This is a genomic window from Streptomyces sp. NPDC034103 (genome assembly GCF_055575395.1).
This window is the reverse complement of sequence record NZ_JBVISS010000004.1, coordinates 389,216-406,475: the sequence shown is the minus strand read 5'-3', so window position 1 is coordinate 406,475 and position 17,260 is coordinate 389,216. Positions and strand designations below refer to the sequence as shown.

Genomic DNA, 17,260 nt, shown 5'->3' with positions numbered 1-17,260 from the left:
GCTGAGAGGGCCCCGACATCGGTGGCCGGTGCGTCGCCGGGGTCCGGCGGACCGTGCGCCACTGGCAGATGGCGCGGGTACGTCCGAGTCACCGGGAAGGCCCACCCCGTACCCCGAGATCGCTGGGCCGCCCTCCCCTGACCCGTCCCGACCCCGCCGCCGTCCACCCCTGGCCGCTCGCGATCATCACGTGTTACGAAGAGGCATGCCCGCACTCGAGGGACACACGTACGACGCCGTGATCGTCGGCGGCGGCCACAACGGGCTCGTCGCCGCCGCCTACCTGGCCCGGGCCGGACACTCCGTCCTGGTCCTGGAGCGCCTCGACCACACCGGCGGCGCCGCGATCTCCACCCGGCCCTTCGCCGGCGTCGACGCACGGCTGTCGCGCTACTCGTACCTGGTCAGCCTGCTGCCGAAGAAGATCGTCCGGGATCTGGGCCTGGCCTTCCGCGTCCGCAAGCGCACCGTCTCCTCGTACACCCCCGTCGAGCGGGACGGACAGCCGACCGGCCTGCTCGTGGGCGGTGGCGAACGCCGGACCCGGGAGGCCTTCGCGCGCCTGACCGGCGGCGAGCACGAGTACGCGGCCTGGCGGAGCTTCTACGGCATGACCGGCCGCGTCGCCGAACGGGTCTTCCCGACCCTCACCGAACCGCTGCCCACCCGCGACGCGCTGCGCCGGCTCGTGGACGACGAGGAGGCCTGGCGGGTCCTCTTCGAGGAGCCGATCGGGGTGGCCGTGGAGGAACGCTTCGCCGACGACCTGGTCCGTGGTGTCGTCCTCACCGACGCGCTCATCGGCACCTTCGCCGATGCCCACGACCCCTCGCTCCAGCAGAACCGCTGCTTCCTCTACCACGTGATCGGCGGCGGCACCGGTGACTGGGACGTCCCGGTCGGCGGAATGGGCGCCCTCACCGACGCCCTGGCCGCCACGGCGCGCGACGCCGGTGCCGTCCTCGCCACCGGGCACGAGGTGGTGCGGATCGACACGGACGGTCGTACGGCCGAGGTCGCGTTCCGGACGGCCGGCGAGGAGGGTGTCGTGGCCGCCCGGCACGTCCTGGTCAACGCCTCCCCGCAGACCCTGGCGGAACTGACCGGGGACGGACCGCCGACCCCGGCCGAGGGCGCCCAGCTCAAGGTGAACATGCTGCTCAAGCGGCTGCCGCAGCTGCGCGACCGCTCCGTCGACCCGCGCGAGGCGTTCTCCGGCACCTTCCACATCGCCGAGGGCTACGAGCAGCTCGCCGTCGCGCACGCCGAGGCCGCCGCGGGTGCGCTGCCCACCGTCCCGCCCTCCGAGATCTACTGCCACTCCCTGACCGACCCGACGATCCTCGGTCCGGAGCTGGTGGAGCAGGGCTACCAGACCCTGACCCTGTTCGGCCTGCACACGCCCGCGCGGCTCTTCGACGCGGACAACGATGGCGTACGGGAGGAGTTGCTGAAGTCCACCCTCGCCCAGCTCGACGCGCACCTCGCCGAGCCGATCACCGACTGCCTGGCCGTCGACGCGGACGGCCGCCCCTGCATCGAGGCCAAGACGCCGCTCGACCTGGAGCGGGACCTGCGGCTGCCCGGCGGCAACATCTTCCACCGCGACCTGTCCTGGCCGTACGAGCAGGAGGGTACGGGGCGTTGGGGCGTGGAGACGCGGCACGGGAACGTGCTGCTGTGCGGTGCGGGCGCGGTGCGCGGGGGCGGGGTGAGCGGGGTGCCGGGGCACAACGCGGCGATGGTGGTGCTGGAGGCGCTCAGGGGGTGAGGGGCGCGGCCGTCAGTCGGATCGGCGTCTCCAGGCGAGCCGGAGCGGATAGTGGTCGGCCAACTGCTCGTAGCGGGAGCGGACTTCTGGGACGGGGAGGCGGGTGGCGGCGGCGTACTGCCAGAGCGTTGCCTCCTCGATCACCATCTGGGGGTCGATTCCGGGGGGGAGGCCGTCGAGGTCCTTGGACAGCAGCACTCGGTTGACGTCGTCGATGTCCAAGGTCGCGAGGGACCACAAGGCGCTGCGCCTCGCGTTGCCGTCGCTGTCCGCCATGGCTGCGTTCAGCTCGCTGCGGGCCACGGTGTCCCCGAGTGCCGCCAGGGCGGCCCTCAGGGCGGGATTCGGTTCCGGGTGTCTGTCCGCCCGCAGCTCTGTCAGCGGTTTGATCGCCCGAGTGTCACCGATGCGGCACAGGGCTACGACAACGCCCCGACGGTGAGCGTCCGTGTACGGTTCGGGATCGTTGTCGAAGTCCGCGAGCGCGGACAATAGTGGCTCGACGGCCCTGCCGTCGCCGAGGAGGCCGAGGGCCTCGATGACAGCGTGGCGCAGTTCTCCATGAGAGGTCGGCAGAAGGCCGAGCACGGGCTCCACCGCCCGGGAGTCGCCGAGGCGGCCGAGGGCTCGCGCGACGGCGGGTCGCCAGATGTCCTCGGTGGTCAGCGCGTCCAGGAGGGGCTCCACGGCCCGGGAGTCGCCGAGGCGGCCGAGCGCGGTGACCACGCTCTCGACGTCGTCGCAGTGAGGCAGCGTTTCGAGCAGGGGTTGGACGGCCCGGGAGTCGCCGAGACTGCCTAGAGCGTGAGCGACCGCGGCGTTCACCTTTCCGCGCTGTGGGGTGAGGATACCCAGCAGAGGTTCCACTGCTCCCCGATCGCCAAGGCTTCCCAGTGCCTGGACCACAGACTGGTCCGGCGTTCCGTCAGGGAGCAGCAGCAGGTCCAGAAGGGGCAGCAGGGCCCGGGGGTCGCCGAGGTCGCCGAGGGCCTCGGCCACGACGCGGTCCGCCGTGCCGCGGGACGTTCTGAGGATGCCGAGCAGGGGTTCCAGCGCGCGGGGATCGCGCAGAGTGCCGAGGGCCTCGACGACCCCGCTGTGACGCACACCGTGTTCGTCGGTGAGCGTCTCCAGCAGGGGCTGCAACGCCAACGAGTTGTCCAACCGGTTCAGCAGCAGTGCCGCGTCGACGCGAACGTCGTACCGCTGATGCCGAGTTGCCGAGATGACGGGGCCCGTGAGGCCGCCGAACAGGGTCCGGTACTGATCGGCGATCTGGTTCCGCGTCCCCCTGATGGCCGACGCGAAGGCGTCCATCACGCGTTCGGCCATGGCCCCGCGCTGCGGTGCCGGAATCTCGTCGAAGCACCACAGCAGATGCGTGACGGCGTCGGGGGGCAGGGTCGTCGCGAGTACGGCCCCGGCCAACTCCTGCAGCTCGGGGGCGGATGGCCGCCAGTAGAAGCTGTCCGAGGGGCCCTTGAGCCACATGAGGGCCCACGCTGCCGCGGTCGCCTCGCAGGGGCCGCGGGTGAGCAGGGAGATGAGCCCCGGCACCAGGCCGGGCACCACGACGAGGGTGCGTCGGTAGGCGATGTCCATCAGCGCCAGCGCCGCTTCGGTCGCCACTTCCGCCTCGGGCTCCTTGAGGAGGGCCACCTGGTTGCGGACCCACGTTCGCAGGGCTTCCTCCTCGGAGGGGGCGGCCTCGCCCAGCACCACGGAGGCGGAGCCGGCCAGCCGGTGGTATTCCGAGAAATCCTGGATCCACCGGGCGACGATGGTGCGGCTGAGCAGGGCGGCGAAGCGGGAGTCCCCCACCTCTTTCAGCACGGTGTCGGCGACGGTGAACTCGGGACCGCTTCCGTCCTCCGACGTCAGCGCGGCGACGAAACGGGTGACGACCTCCTGCGCGACCTCCTTGCTGACATTGGGCTCATCTGCCAGGCACGCGCACGCGAGGGTGGCACGTGGACGGGCCGTCGTGGCGGCGTCCTCCCCGTCCAGGGGCGTGGCGATGGCGCGGAGGACGTCGTTGACGTGGTCGTCGTTGCACGTCATCACGCTCAGCCGGATGGCCTCCCGCCACTTCTCCGTCACCGCGACGTCGGTCTGACGGCCCGGAGACAGGAAGGGAGCCGTCTCCGCGGCCAGTCCGGCGATCTGCCGCGCGAGGGACATCTGCCGATCACGTCCCGGATAGCGTCCGGCGACCAGCGCCAGCCCCGCCAGATACTCCTGGAAGGTCAGGTGCCGGAACTCGTAGACGGGGACCAGATGGCCGTCATGGTGGACATGACCGGACTCGACGAGGATTCCGGTCTGCCGTTCCAGCCGGCGGAGGAACTCCACCGGGGGGCGCTCCTGGACCGCGTGGATGTCAGGGAACTCCCCGCGCATTCGCTCCAGGATGTCGAGGACCGTGTCCTGCCGGATCTGCTGTTCCCCGGAGTCACACATGTAGTACGCGAGGTACTGCAACTGTGGAAGGGCCTCGCGGGGGTCCATCCGTTCGTCGACGTCGCTGCGCCAGTGCAACAGCACGTCGACGGCCTCCCGGTACAGGTCCGCCCGGCGGCTCGGCAGCTTGCCGACCTTCTTCTTCACCAGGGCCATCGTGGTGAGCAGCATGGGGCTGCCGGTCAGGCGCTCGATGCGGTCCGTGCTGTGGATGTCGCTGATGAGCTGTTCCGTGGCGAGCTCGCGGCGGATCGGCGGCTCGGTCACCACGCACCAGCGACGCGCGAAGTCGTCCTTGTCCTCAGGCGTCAGATCCTGCACCGTGACGTGCTCGAACCCCCGGGTGATCCGCAGCTTCATCTCCCGGTAGCCGACGATCCGGGAGGTCACGATGATCGGGGCCTTGGGAAAGGCCACATGTATCTTCTCCACCTTGCGGCAGAACCGGGCCCGCAGGGCGGGGTCCGAGATCTCGTCCAGGCCGTCGATCAGCAGCAGCACCCGCCCCTCACGCAGCCGGCCGAGCAGCAGCGGGGTCAGGTCGGCGGCCTCGTCGCTGGAGAACTCCGTGTCGCACAGGTGGTGTTGGATCATCTCCTCCAACGACCCGGTGAGCCTCCTTTTGTCCAGGTCGCGGCAGCGGATGAAGAGTGGCAGCCAGTCGGTGTCGGGGAGCGTGTCGACGTCCGGCAACTGACTCCAGTCGGGGTCCGCCTTCAGGCGCAGCAGATACGCGGTGGCGATCCAGCGCAGCAGGGTGCTCTTCCCGGCGCCTGGATCGCCCAGCACCACCAGGCGGTTGGAGTGCGCGAGCCGTTCCCCGACGGAGAAGCGGGACCCGGCGTCCTGGGCGCCGTCCTGGTCCTTGCGGCGCGCTTCGAGGTTCTGGAGCTTCTTGTCGAGGTCGTGCGGGTCGATGCCCGGCGGGATGTCGACGGCGACGCGCAGGGACACGTACAGGCTGCGCAGCAGCAGACTTCTGGTGAGGAGTTCGCGGTCCCCGATGGGGAAGTTGGCCAGATCGACGATGTCGCACGTTTCGAGGGCGAGTTCGCGGTAGCGCTGCTCGAGAAGGTCCAGCCGCTGGTCGGCGCCGGCCGGTCTCGGGGTCGGGTAGTACTCCGACAGCGCTGCCATGAGTTCGCTGATCGCGCCGGCGGGGTCCTGCCAGTACCGGGCGACACGGCCGTCCAGCGTCAGGAAGTCGAGAAAGGCCCCCTCCTCCATCTGGAGCGCGAAGATCCGGGCCTGCCCGTACCGTCTCGCGGCGTTGACGAGGAAGTGGGCCCAACCGGTCCCGATGGCCCGGACGGAACCGCACAGGACGACCGGGCTGCCCTCGGCGATCGCCTGGGAGGCCTGCTGCATCAGCGAGTCGCCGACGAACAGGCTGCCGTGATGCACCACGCGGTACCCCGCGGCCTCCAGCGGTCGGGCGATCTCGGCGGCCAGCGCCTCGTCACCGTCGGCATGCGCGATCAGGATCTTGACCATCGAGCCCCCCGAGGTGTTCAGCGAATCGCCTTCAGGAGCTGCTCGCATCCCGCGTCCCAGTCCTGGGAGAGGTCCGCGTACCGGAGATCGGCCAGGATCGCCGGGGCCGTGCCGCTGAACTTCACCGGCAGGATCCGCACGTCGTGGCCCTCCAGTTGGCGGTGGAGGGTGGACATCCATTCCCGGGTGACCCACGGGCTCATGACACCGGCCGTGGAATAGCAGAGCACCAGATACGACGTGCCCTCGAGCCCGGAGTTGATGCGGTCCACCACGGAGTCGCCGATCCCGATCTCCCACTCGTCGAACCACACCTGGTGCCCCGCGGCCGAGACAGCCCCCGCGAGCCGCTTGGCATCGGCCACATCGGCCTTGCGATGACTGATGAAGACGTTCGCCATGTCCATCCTGGTTCGGCGTTGACGCGCGGAGAATCGCGCGGATGACGGTGACTCCTGCGGTGGTTCCCGCGGTGGTTCCCGCGGTGCTTCACGAAGGTGATGTGATGCCGACATATGCTAACTGGGCGCTGGCGGAGTCGAACTGGCGGCGTATCAGGTCAGTCCGCAGCCGGCACCCATCCCACCGCCGCGATGCGCCCCGCGTCCTTCGGCCGGGCCTCGTCGAAGAGGACCGTGTCGGCCGCGCGCACGCGCAACCCGTCGACGTAGGCGCCGCGCCCGACGTACAGCCGGTCGGTCGTGTACCGCCAGCGCAGGGCGAGGTGACGGTGGGCGGGCAGGTCGGCGGTGAGCCGGTGCCAGACGCGGCCGGACCAGCCGGTGACCGTGCCCGACGGGTGGTCGGCGGCGGGGCGGGTCGTCGTGAACGGCACCGGCCGCCATGTCGTGCCGCCGTCCGTCGTGGCCTCCAACGCCAGGACGTCCGCCTGGGGTTCGGTGTCCCACCACACCGCGCAGCGCAGTCGCGCGTCACCGTGGGACGTGTCGAGGGCGGGGAGGGTGAGGGTGGCGGTGGCGGGGCTCGCCATCCCGGCGAACCAGGCGCTACGGCCGTAGCGGGGGCGGACGGGCACGGCGCGCGCCAGGTTGGTGGCGGCCGCGACCCGGGGCGCCGAGCCGGAGCGCCAACTGCGCACCGGGTGAACGGAGTTGCCCAGCACGATCAGGAAGGAGTCGGTCGTGGGGTCGAGGACCAGCGAGGTGCCGGTGAAGCCGGTGTGCCCGGCGGTGCGCGGGGTGGCCATCGCGCCCATGTACCAGTGCTGGTAGAGCTCGAAGCCGAGGCCGTGCTCGTCGCCCGGGAAGGCGGTGTTGAAGTCCGTGAACATCAGCTCCACCGACTGCGGGCGCAGGATGCGGGCCCGGCCGTAGGAGCCGCCGTTGAGCAGCGTCCGGCCGAGCACCGCCAGGTCCCAGGCCGAGGAGAAGACACCCGCGTGACCGGCGACGCCGCCCAGGCTGAAGGCGTTCTCGTCGTGCACCTCGCCCCACACCAGGCCCCGGTCGAGGCCTGACCAGGGCTTGCGCGCGTCCTCAGTCGCCGCGATCCTCGGCCGCCAGGAGGCGGGCGGGTTGTAGCGGGTGCTCCGCATGCCGAGCGGCTCGGTGATCTCCTCGCGCAGGAGCGTGTCCAGGGTGCGCCCGGTGATCCTCTCCAGGACCAGCTGGAGCGAGATCAGGTTCAGGTCGGAGTAGAGGTACTTCGTACCCGGTGGGTTGAGCGGTGCCTCGTTCCAGATGAGCTGGAGCTTCTCCTCGTACGTCGGCGCGTTGTACAGCGGGATCCAGGCCCTGAACCCCGAGGTGTGCGTGAGGAGTTGACGGACGGTGATGTCCTGCTTGCCCGCGGCGCCGAACTCCGGCAGGTACGAGGCGACCGTGCCCTCCAGCTCCAGCGCGCCCCGCTCGATCTGCTGCACCGCCAGGATCGAGGTGAACAGCTTGGAGACCGAGGCCAGGTCGAAGACGGTGTCCTCGGCCATGGGGATCTGCTCCCCGGGCGGGAACTCGACCCCGGTGTCGGTCTTCTCGTCGTACGCCGAGTAGCGCACCGCCATGCCTACCGGTCGGTGCAGGGCCACGGTGCCGCCGCGTCCGGCGAGCAGGACGGCGCCCGCGTACCACGGGTGCTTGGGGGAGGGGGCGAGGAACGCCTCGGCGTCGGTGACGAGTTGGCGCAGGTGGGTGGCGGTCAGGCCGGCCTGCTTCGGGGTGCCGTGGCGCAGGGTGCTGCGGCCGGCTGCCGCCGCGGCGGGTCCCGCGGGCAACGGGGCGATGGCGAGCGCGCCCCCCAGTGCGAGGGCTCTTCGGGTGAGCTGACGGCGGGTCAGTCCGTGGTGCGCCTCATCGGTCATCGTGAAACTCTAACGCCGCGACCAGATCTGACGGAGCATCAGAATAGGTCTTCCGTCTGCCGGGGGACTGCGGCATCCTGCGCCCATGCAGACGGAGCTGAGCAAGAAACTGGGAGTCGAGCACGCCATCTTCGGCTTCACGCCGTTCCCCGCCGTCGCTGCGGCCATCAGCCGGGCCGGCGGCTTCGGCGTGCTCGGCGCGGTCCGTTACACCGCCCCCGACGAGCTCAAACGCGACCTCGACTGGATCGAGTCCCACATCGAGGGCAGACCGTACGGCCTGGACGTCGTCATGCCCGCCAGGAAGGTGGAGGGCGTCACCGAGGCGGACGTCGAGGCGATGATCCCCGAGGGGCACCGGCAGTTCGTCAGGGACACCCTCGCCAAGTACGGCGTCCCCGAACTCGCCGAGGGGGAGGCGTCCGGCTGGCGCATCACCGGGTGGATGGAGCAGGTCGCCCGCAACCAGCTCGACGTCGCCTTCGACTACCCGATCAAGCTGCTCGCCAACGCGCTCGGCTCACCGCCCGCCGACGTCGTGGAGCGCGCGCACGACCGGGGCGTCCTCGTCGCCGCGCTCGCGGGCAGCGCCCGGCACGCCGTCAAGCACCAACAGGGCGGCATCGACATCGTGGTCGCCCAGGGTTACGAGGCCGGCGGCCACACCGGCGAGATCGCCTCCATGGTGCTCACCCCCGAGGTCGTCGACGCCGTGGACCCGCTGCCGGTCCTGGCCGCGGGCGGCATCGGCAGCGGCCGGCAGGTCGCGGCCGCACTGGCGCTCGGCGCCCAGGGGGTGTGGCTGGGCTCGCTCTGGCTCACCTGCACCGAGGCCGAGATGTCCTCGCCCGCGGTCACGCGCAAGCTGCTGGAGGCCGGCTCCGGCGACACGGTCCGCTCCCGCGCCCTGACCGGGAAACCCGCACGCCAGCTGCGGACCGAGTGGACGGACGCCTGGGACGACCCGAACGGCCCCGGCACCCTTCCGATGCCCCTGCAAGGCCTGCTGGTCGCCGACGCCCTCACCCGTATCCAGAAGTACGAGGTCCAGCCCCTGCTCGGCACCCCCGTCGGCCAGATCGTCGGCCGGATGAACAGCGAACGCAGTGTCCAGGCGGTCTTCGACGACCTGACCCGCGGCTTCGAGCGGGCCGTCGATTGCGTCAACCGCATCGCCGGAAGGAGCGGCCAGTGACGAGCACACCCCCCGCCGGATTCTGGGTCCAGGCCACCGCCGACCCCGACCGCACCGTCCTTGTCGCCCCCGACGGCGAGGAGTGGACCGCCGGGCGTCTCCACGCCGCGGCCAACCGCCTGGTCCACGGTCTGCGCGCGGCCGGCATGGAGCGCGGCGACGCCTTCGCCGTCGTCCTGCCGAACGGCGTCGAGTTCCTCACCGCCCATCTGGCCGCCACCCAGGCCGGGTTCTACCTCGTGCCGGTCAACCACCACTTCGTCGGCCCGGAGATCGCCTGGATCGTCGCCGACTCCGGCGCCAAGGTCCTCCTCGCCCACGAACGCTTCGCCGGCCCCGCCCGCCAGGCCGCCGACGAGGCCGGCCTCCCGGCCACCCACCGGTACGCCGTCGGCCGGGTCGAGGGCTTTAGGCCGTACGCCGAACTGCTCGACGGGCAACCGGAGTCGGCGCCCGAGGACCGCACCCTCGGCTGGGTCATGAACTACACCTCGGGCACCACCGGCCGCCCCCGCGGCATCCGCCGCCCGCTGCCCGGCAAGCTCCCCGAGGAGGCCTACCTCGGGGGCTTCCTCGGCATCTTCGGCATCAGGCCGTACGACGACAACGTTCACCTCGTCTGCTCGCCGCTCTACCACACGGCGGTGCTCCAGTTCGCGAGCGCCTCCCTGCACATCGGCCACCGACTGGTGCTGATGGACAAGTGGACGCCCGAGGAGATGCTGCGGCTCATCGACCGGGAGAAGTGCACCCACACGCACATGGTCCCGACCCAGTTCCACCGGCTGCTCGCCCTGCCGGAGGACATCAGGACGCGCTACGACGTCTCCTCGATGCGGCACGCCATCCATGGTGCCGCCCCCTGCCCCGACCATGTGAAGCGGGCGATGCTCGACTGGTGGGGGCCGTGCGTGGAGGAGTACTACGCGGCCAGCGAGGGCGGCGGCGCCTTCGCCACCGCCGAGGACTGGCTGAAGAAGCCGGGCACGGTCGGGAAGGCCTGGCCCATCAGCGAGTTGGCGGTCTTCGACGACGACGGCAACCGGCTGCCGCCCGGCGAACTGGGCACCGTCTACATGAAGATGAACACGGGCGGCTTCTCGTACCACAAGGACGAGGACAAGACGCGGAAGAACCGCATCGGTGACTTCTTCACCGTCGGCGACCTGGGGGTCCTCGACGAGGACGGCTACCTCTTCCTCCGCGACCGGAAGATCGACATGATCATCTCGGGCGGGGTCAACATCTACCCCGCCGAGATCGAGTCCGTGCTGCTCCAGCACCCCGCCGTCGCCGACGCCGCCGCCTTCGGCATCCCGCACGACGACTGGGGCGAGGAGGTCAAGGCCGTGGTGGAACCGGCCCCGGGCCACGAACCCGGCCCGGGCCTGGCCGCCGACATCCTGGGACACTGTGCCGGGCAGCTCGCCGGCTACAAGTGCCCCAAGACGGTCGACTTCATCACCGAGATGCCCCGCGACCCCAACGGCAAGCTCTACAAGCGCCGACTGCGGGACCCGTACTGGGAGGGCCGGACCCGCCCCGTCTGAGCCGTCCTCACGAGCGGACCCGGACCACCCTCAGTGAAGGCGACGACAGGATGTCCTTCTCGCAGAAGCGGGCCGTCACCCACTTCTCCTGGGAGTACAGCCGCGTCTGGTCGCTGAAGTGGGGCGAGTTCGGGTTCGAGGACTGGGAGTACGACAACAGGGTGCGGGCCACCGGGCAGTGGCTGCCGTCCCAGCCGACGGCCTGGATGTAGCTGGAGCCGGTGGTCACCTCCGTGTAGCCCCCGTGCGCCGGGTCCCACACCGGCTCGACCTTGTTCCAGATGCCCAGGGACTCCGTGCCGCCCGAGACCGGGATGCGTCGGTCGCCGCGTACGACGAACTGGTGGTCCCCCAGCCGGGAGTCGAGCGGGATCCCCGCCGTCCGCAGCTCGGTGACCGCGCCCGCGAGGGCGGCGGCGAAGGCCGGCGTGTCCGTGTTCAGGGTGTTCGGGGTGCGCACCGGGTCCGCGGGGGAGAACGGCACCTTCCACAGCTGGGCCGGCGGGATCTTGCGCCACAGCCGGTCGAAGAGCAGCGCGCCACGGCTGTCGGTGTTCACCGTACGGTCCCACGCCGCGAGCACCCCGCACGCCTCGCTCACGTCGACGGCCTTGCCGTCACTGCCCGTTGCGGTGCCGCCGGGCAGTGCCGCACACGCCTTCGCCGCGTCGGCCGCGGCCAGGTCCCCGGCGGGCACCCGGTTGGCGAACTGCTGCGCCTGGAGATCCCGTACGGTCAGCCGCCCGCGTTCGGCCATCGCCGAGACGTCCTCGATCGCGCCCCGGGTCCGCAGCGACCGCTGGGTGCCGATGGTGCCGAAGATGCGCTCGTACCCGGTCAGCGGCCGGTCGGCGTTGGCCAGCCAGGCGCTGTCGTTGGAGTTCTCCGCGTAGGGGGCGTCCACGAGAGTCGGCATCCTCGCCGGACCGAGGACACCGGGCTGCACGGCGTCGGGGTCGGAGCCGAGCGCGCAGTCGCCGCGGGCGCCGTCCAGGATCGCCAGGCCCGCGGACGGATAGGTGACCTTGCCCAGGGGCGTGGAGCAGCGCTGGGCCAGTTCGTCGGTGATGCGCGGGAGCACCTGGGACTGGCTGAAGAGCGTGTGGCCGCCGGAGTCGGCGGCGATCGTGTTCACCCATGGCAGACCCTGGGTGCGCCGGAGCGAGCCGAGGACCTGCGCCGTGCTGCGGGCCTTGCTGAAACCGAGAGCGGTGTCGGAGGCGCGCAGATTGGCCGCGTTGGGGTCGTTCAGGGCGTATGCCGTCGTGGACGACCAGGGCAGCGGCAGGGAGGCGCCGAAGGAGGTGATCACCGGGCCGTAGCGGGTCCACCACTGGGTCCGTGTCACCGGGGCGCCGTCCTTGACCTGGACCGTGACGGTGCGCCTGGTCATCCGCTCCGGCTCGCCGTCCACGAGGTAGGTGGTCGGATCGGCCGGGTCGAGGGTCAGCTGATGGAGGTTGACGGGGACGCCGGTCGCGACGGTGTGGCTCCAGGCCACCTTCGCGTTGTGGCCTATGGAGATCGTCGCGGAGCCGAGCAACGAGCCGCCGGAGACGTTGAGTTCACCGGGGATGGTCTGCTGCGACTGCCAGAAGCGGCGGCCGCCCTGCCAGGGGTAGTGCGGGTTGCCCAGCAGCAGCCCGCGGCCGCCCGCGGTGGTCGCGCCGCTGAAGGCGACGGCGTTGGACCCCATGTCGGCGGTGTCGGCGGCCAGCAGCTCCTGGGCCGCCCGGGCGGTGTCCTGGGCGTCGGGTGCCGCGGTCGAGGCCGTCGTGGGCGGCTGGGCGGCGGTGATGCCGTCCACGCCCCGCCCCTGGCCGCCGAGGACCGAGAACGCGAAGCCGCGCACGGCGACGTCCAGGGCCGTCACCGGGCGGACCCAGGCGGCGCCCTTGCAGGCCGGGTCGGTGACGCGGTTCTTCCTCAGCCACGCGTTGTAGCCGGCCGCGTAGCCCCGCATCAGGTCCTTCGCCTGGCGGCTCGGTCCGCGCGGTGCCGGTTCGGCGAGCAGCTTCTCGACGGTGCCCGCCGCGCGCACCCCCCGGAAGTAGAGGTCGCTGGAGAGGTTCCGGGCGGCCGAGGAGAGGGAGAAGTCGGGCGCCGCGTCGGGCCCGAAGTACCGGGACCGTTCGCCGCGCACGGTCACGAAACCGTCGGCCAGCGTGCACACCTGGTCGGCGGCCTGCGCCCACCCGGTGCCGAAGCCCAGGTCCGCGTAGTCCCTGGCGACGATGTGCGGAATGCCGTACTCGGTGTAGCGGATCGTGGCGGACAGGCCGTCGTGCGAGGGGTGGTGCCGGCTCTGACCTTCGGCCATGGCCGCCGGCAGCGCGGACGTGGCGGTGAACAGGGCGACTGCCAGGACGACGGCTCGTCTCAGGCGTGTGCGCATGGTGCCTCCCAACGTCATTGGGGGAAGGAGCGGTTGAGCGTACCAACGGGTATGTCCGGGCGGACGGTGCTTGACCTCCCGCCGCCACGGACCGAGGATCATGTGTCATGACGCCCGGACACGGCAGCACGGTTGACGGGGTGCTGCGGCGCAGCGCCCGGCGCACCCCGGCACGGGTGGCGGTGGAGTACGGCGACCGCGCGTGGACGTACGAGGAACTCGACGAGGCCGTCTCCCGTGCGGCGAGCGTGCTGCTGGGGGAGGGCCTGTCGCCCGGCGACCGCGTCGGCGCCTACGGCCACAACTCGGACGCCTACCTCATCGCCTTCCTCGCCTGCGCCCGCGCGGGCCTGGTGCACGTGCCGGTGAACCAGAACCTGACCGGCGAGGACCTGGCGTACATCGTCGGCCAGTCGGGCAGTGCCCTGGTCCTCGCCGACCCGGCCCTCGCCGCCCGACTCGGTCCCGGCGTGCGCACGGTGCCGCTGCGCGACGCCGACGACTCGCTCCTGGCCCGGCTGGAGGCGGCGCCCGCGTACGACGGTCCCGAGCCCCAGGGCGAGGACCTCGTCCAACTGCTCTACACCTCCGGTACGACCGCCCTCCCCAAGGGCGCGATGATGACGCACCGCGCACTCGTGCACGAGTACCTGAGCGCGATCACGGCCCTGGACCTGAGCGCCGGGGACCGCCCCGTGCACTCGCTGCCGCTCTACCACTCGGCGCAGCTGCATGTGTTCCTGCTGCCCTACCTCGCGGTCGGCGCGACGAACGTCATCCTCGACGCGCCCGACGGCGACCGCATCTTCGACCTGATCGAGGCGGGCCGCGCCGACAGCCTCTTCGCGCCGCCCACGGTGTGGATCGGCCTGGCCAACCGTCCCGACTTCGCCACCCGCAACCTCGACGGGCTGCGCAAGGCCTACTACGGCGCGTCGATCATGCCGGTACCCGTGCTGGAGCGGCTGCGCGCACGCCTGCCGAAGCTCGCCTTCTACAACTGCTTCGGCCAGAGCGAGATCGGTCCGTTGGCGACGGTCCTCGCGCCCGGGGAGCACAAGGGCCGGATGGACTCCTGCGGCAGGACCGTCCTGTTCGTCGACGCCCGCGTGGTCGACGAGGACGGCAAGGACGTGCCCGACGGGACGCCGGGTGAGATCGTCTACCGCTCCCCGCAGTTGTGCGAGGGCTACTGGGACAAGCCCGAGGAGACCGCCGAGGCGTTCCGCGACGGCTGGTTCCACTCCGGCGACCTCGCGGTCCGTGACGCCCACGGCTACTTCACGATCGTGGACCGGGTCAAGGACGTCATCAACTCCGGTGGCGTACTGGTCGCTTCACGGCAGGTCGAGGACGCGCTCTACACCCACGAGGCCGTCGCCGAGGTGGCCGTGATCGGGCTGCCGGACGAGCGGTGGGTCGAGGCGGTCACGGCGGTCGTCGTCCCGCGCGGCGAGGTCGGCGAGGCCGAACTCATCGACCACGCACGCGAGAAGCTCGCCCACTTCAAGGCGCCCAAGCGGGTGCTGTTCGTGGACGAGCTGCCGCGCAACGCGAGCGGGAAGATCCTCAAGCGGGAGTTGCGGGACCGGTTCGCCCAGCAGGGCCGCGGGGCCGGACCCGCCGGCTCCTGAAGGTGCGGGACCGGTTCGCCCAGGCCCTGCCGTCACCTCCCCGCCCGCCGCGCGACGACCGGGTCTACCGGGGCCGCTGGTCCACGATCCGCCGGATCTTGCCCACCGACCGTTCCAGCGACTCGGGTTCGACGATCTCGACGCCGACGGACACCCCGATGCCGTCCTTCACCGCCGCGGCGATGGACCGGGCGGCCGTCTCCCGGTCCTCGGGACCGGCGCCCGGCCGGGCCTCCGCGCGCACCGTGAGGGCGTCGAGGCGGCCCTCGCGGGTGAGGCGCAGCTGGAAGTGCGGGGCCACGCCCGGCGTGCGCAGCACGATCTCCTCGATCTGGGTGGGGAAGAGGTTCACGCCTCGCAGGATGACCATGTCGTCGCTGCGCCCGGTGACCTTCTCCATGCGCCGGAACACCCGTGCCGTGCCCGGCAGCAGCCGCGTCAGGTCCCGGGTCCGGTACCGCACGACGGGCATCGCCTCCTTGGTGAGCGAGGTGAGGACCAGCTCCCCGCGCTCACCGTCCGGCAGCACCTCGCCGGTGACCGGGTCGACGACCTCGGGATAGAAGTGGTCCTCCCAGATGTGCAGGCCGTCCTTGGTCTCCACACACTCCTGGGCCACGCCCGGGCCGATCACCTCGGACAGCCCGTAGATGTCGACCGCGTCGATGGCGAACCGCTCCTCGATCTCCCGGCGCATCTCCTCGGTCCAGGGCTCGGCACCGAAGACGCCCACCCGCAGGGAGGTGCCGCGCGGATCGACGCCCTGACGCTCGAACTCGTCCAGGAGCGTCAGCATGTAGGAGGGGGTCACCATGATGACGTCGGGCCTGAGGTCCTGGATCAGCTGGACCTGACGGGCCGTCATGCCGCCGGAGGCGGGGATCACCGTACAGCCGAGCCGTTCGGCGCCGTAATGGGCGCCCAGGCCGCCGGTGAACAGGCCGTACCCGTAGGCCACATGGACGATGTCGCCGGGACGGGCGCCGGCGGCCCGCAGCGAACGGGCCACCATGTCGGACCACAGCGAGAGGTCGCCGTCGGTGTAGCCGACGACCGTGGGCCGCCCGGTGGTGCCGCTGGAGGCGTGGATGCGGCGGACGCGGTCGCGCGGCACGGCGAACATGCCGTACGGGTAGTTCTCGCGCAGATCCGCCTTGGTGGTGAAGGGGAAGCGGGCCAGGTCGGCGAGGGACCGGCAGTCCTCGGGGCGGACCCCCGCCTTGTCGAAGGACTCCCGGTAGAAGGGCACGTTGTCGTAGACGTGCCGCAACGACCCGCGCAGCCGCTCCAGTTGCGCCGCCCGCAGCGCCTCCGGGTCCATCCGCTCTCCCGCGTCCAACAGCTCCGTCGCATCCGCCATCGGGACGTCTCCCTCGCCAACCACAGCAATACGGGCGACCGATCATTCGGTCGACGTGTTCGGGATCAGTAGTTCAGCCCTGCCGACCTCAATCAAGAGGCCGGCCCGGACTTTCTGCCCGCACAGGCGCCGACAGGGAACTCCGTTGCGGCCCCGGGCCGTCGACCTTCAGGATCGGTGCCATGCCGACCTTCACCGCACCCGACGGGACCCAGCTCGCCTGCCATCTGCGGGGCGAGGGCGAACCCCTCGTCGTCCTGCCCGGCGGACCCATGCGCGCCTCCGCCTACCTCGGCGACCTCGGCGGCCTGGGCGCCCACCGCCGGCTCGCCCTGCTCGACCTGCGCGGCACCGGCGACTCCGCCGCACCGGCCGACCCGGCGACGTACCGCTGCGACCGGCTCGTGGACGACGTGGAGGCCCTGCGGACGCACCTGGGGCTGGAGCGCATGGATCTGCTCGCCCACTCGGCGGGCGGCAGCCTCGCCATGCTGTACGCGGCCCGGTACCCGCGGCGGGTGGGGCGGCTGGTGCTGGTCACGGCCATCCCGTGGGCACTGGGCATGCCCGTGACGGACGCGGACCGGCTGGCGGCGGCCGCGCTGCGCAAGGACGAACCCTGGTTCGAGGAGGCCTTCCCCGCCTTCGAGGCCTCGCTCACCGGGACCGGCGGCTACGACCCCGTCTTCGCGCCCTTCTTCTACGGCCGCTGGGACGAGAGCGCCGCCGCGCACGACGCGCGCGGGGAGGAGGAGTTCAACGACGAGGCGGCCGGGGTGTACGGCTCCGACGGCGCCTACGACCCGGACGCGACCCGGGAGGCGCTCGGCCGGCTCGAGAGCCCGGTGCTCGTCCTCGCCGGCAGCCTCGACAACGGCCCCCGGCCCGGACTGGCCCGCCGCGCCGCGGAGGTGTTCCCGCACGCCGACCTCGCGGTACAGCCCGGCGCCGGGCACTTCCCGTGGCTCGACGACCCGGAGTGGTTCGTACGCCGGATCACCGCCTTCCTCCGGGAGCCGCTGCCGACACCGGAATAGGAGCGCACCCCGCTGCCCCACCGGTCCTGGTGACCGCTGCCGCCGGG

The 17,260-nt window shown here is 71.5% G+C and carries 10 protein-coding genes; 5 read left to right on the top strand and 5 right to left on the bottom strand.

Translation table 11 applies throughout. The annotated features are described in order from the left end of the window. Positions 1-205 precede the first annotated feature (205 nt). A complete protein-coding gene (locus ACZ56U_RS11240; protein WP_469083763.1) occupies positions 206-1,771 on the top strand; it encodes a phytoene desaturase family protein in 1,566 nt (521 codons plus the stop codon). 12 nt (positions 1,772-1,783) lie between these two features. Here the strand turns inward: ACZ56U_RS11240 and ACZ56U_RS11235 are convergent, their stop codons facing one another. The 3 genes from ACZ56U_RS11235 to ACZ56U_RS11225 all read right to left on the bottom strand — a co-directional run bounded on the left by ACZ56U_RS11235 (position 1,784) and on the right by ACZ56U_RS11225 (position 8,042). Continuing rightward, complete coding sequence (locus ACZ56U_RS11235; protein ID WP_469083762.1) at positions 1,784-5,725, bottom strand: HEAT repeat domain-containing protein; 3,942 nt, start codon at positions 5,723-5,725, stop codon at positions 1,784-1,786. A 17-nt stretch (positions 5,726-5,742) separates the two neighbouring features. Next, the gene (locus ACZ56U_RS11230; protein ID WP_469083761.1) at positions 5,743-6,126 is read right to left on the bottom strand and encodes a toll/interleukin-1 receptor domain-containing protein; all 384 of its coding nucleotides are present in this window, start codon (positions 6,124-6,126) and stop codon (positions 5,743-5,745) included. Positions 6,127-6,284: 158 nt separating this feature from the next. Beyond that, positions 6,285-8,042 carry a serine hydrolase domain-containing protein gene (locus tag ACZ56U_RS11225; RefSeq protein WP_469083760.1) on the bottom strand — a complete coding sequence of 586 codons (1,758 nt, stop codon included), beginning with the start codon at positions 8,040-8,042 and terminating at the stop codon, positions 6,285-6,287. 85 nt (positions 8,043-8,127) lie between these two features. On the opposite strand from ACZ56U_RS11225, the gene ACZ56U_RS11220 reads away from it, so the two are divergent. After that, entirely contained in the window at positions 8,128-9,237 is a 1,110-nt protein-coding gene (locus tag ACZ56U_RS11220) for an NAD(P)H-dependent flavin oxidoreductase (protein WP_469083759.1), read from the top strand. Beyond that, positions 9,234-10,787, top strand: a complete 1,554-nt coding sequence (locus ACZ56U_RS11215; protein ID WP_469083758.1) for an acyl-CoA synthetase — start codon at positions 9,234-9,236, stop codon at positions 10,785-10,787. The genes ACZ56U_RS11220 and ACZ56U_RS11215 overlap by 4 nt, the downstream gene beginning before the upstream one ends. A gap of 7 nt (positions 10,788-10,794) precedes the next feature. Here ACZ56U_RS11215 and ACZ56U_RS11210 read toward each other — a convergent pair whose 3' ends face one another. Continuing rightward, positions 10,795-13,182, bottom strand: coding sequence for a penicillin acylase family protein (locus ACZ56U_RS11210; protein WP_469083757.1), 2,388 nt, complete (start codon positions 13,180-13,182; stop codon positions 10,795-10,797). A 107-nt stretch (positions 13,183-13,289) separates the two neighbouring features. On the opposite strand from ACZ56U_RS11210, the gene ACZ56U_RS11205 reads away from it, so the two are divergent. After that, on the top strand, positions 13,290-14,816 hold the full coding sequence (locus tag ACZ56U_RS11205; protein WP_469083756.1) for an acyl-CoA synthetase: 1,527 nt from the start codon (positions 13,290-13,292) through the stop codon (positions 14,814-14,816). Positions 14,817-14,880: 64 nt separating this feature from the next. On the opposite strand, the gene paaK is transcribed toward ACZ56U_RS11205, so the two are convergent. Then, the gene (paaK, locus tag ACZ56U_RS11200; RefSeq protein ID WP_469083755.1) at positions 14,881-16,176 is read right to left on the bottom strand and encodes a phenylacetate--CoA ligase PaaK; all 1,296 of its coding nucleotides are present in this window, start codon (positions 16,174-16,176) and stop codon (positions 14,881-14,883) included. 182 nt (positions 16,177-16,358) lie between these two features. On the opposite strand from paaK, the gene ACZ56U_RS11195 reads away from it, so the two are divergent. Further along, positions 16,359-17,213: an alpha/beta fold hydrolase gene (locus tag ACZ56U_RS11195; RefSeq protein ID WP_469083754.1), complete on the top strand. Its 855-nt coding sequence runs from the start codon at positions 16,359-16,361 to the stop codon at positions 17,211-17,213. The last annotated feature ends 47 nt before the right edge of the window (positions 17,214-17,260 follow it).

Excerpts from the sequence above, each read along its gene's own strand:
- ACZ56U_RS11220 (WP_469083759.1), top strand. The coding sequence starts at position 8,128 with ATGCAGACGGAGCTGAGCAAGAAACTGGGAGTCGAGCACGCCATCTTC.
- ACZ56U_RS11225 (WP_469083760.1), bottom strand. The coding sequence starts at position 8,042 with ATGACCGATGAGGCGCACCACGGACTGACCCGCCGTCAGCTCACCCGA.
- paaK (WP_469083755.1), bottom strand. The coding sequence starts at position 16,176 with ATGGCGGATGCGACGGAGCTGTTGGACGCGGGAGAGCGGATGGACCCG.
- ACZ56U_RS11240 (WP_469083763.1), top strand. The coding sequence starts at position 206 with ATGCCCGCACTCGAGGGACACACGTACGACGCCGTGATCGTCGGCGGC.
- ACZ56U_RS11195 (WP_469083754.1), top strand. The coding sequence starts at position 16,359 with ATGCCGACCTTCACCGCACCCGACGGGACCCAGCTCGCCTGCCATCTG.
- ACZ56U_RS11205 (WP_469083756.1), top strand. The coding sequence starts at position 13,290 with ATGACGCCCGGACACGGCAGCACGGTTGACGGGGTGCTGCGGCGCAGC.
- ACZ56U_RS11210 (WP_469083757.1), bottom strand. The coding sequence starts at position 13,182 with ATGCGCACACGCCTGAGACGAGCCGTCGTCCTGGCAGTCGCCCTGTTC.
- ACZ56U_RS11230 (WP_469083761.1), bottom strand. The coding sequence starts at position 6,126 with ATGGCGAACGTCTTCATCAGTCATCGCAAGGCCGATGTGGCCGATGCC.
- ACZ56U_RS11235 (WP_469083762.1), bottom strand. The coding sequence starts at position 5,725 with ATGGTCAAGATCCTGATCGCGCATGCCGACGGTGACGAGGCGCTGGCC.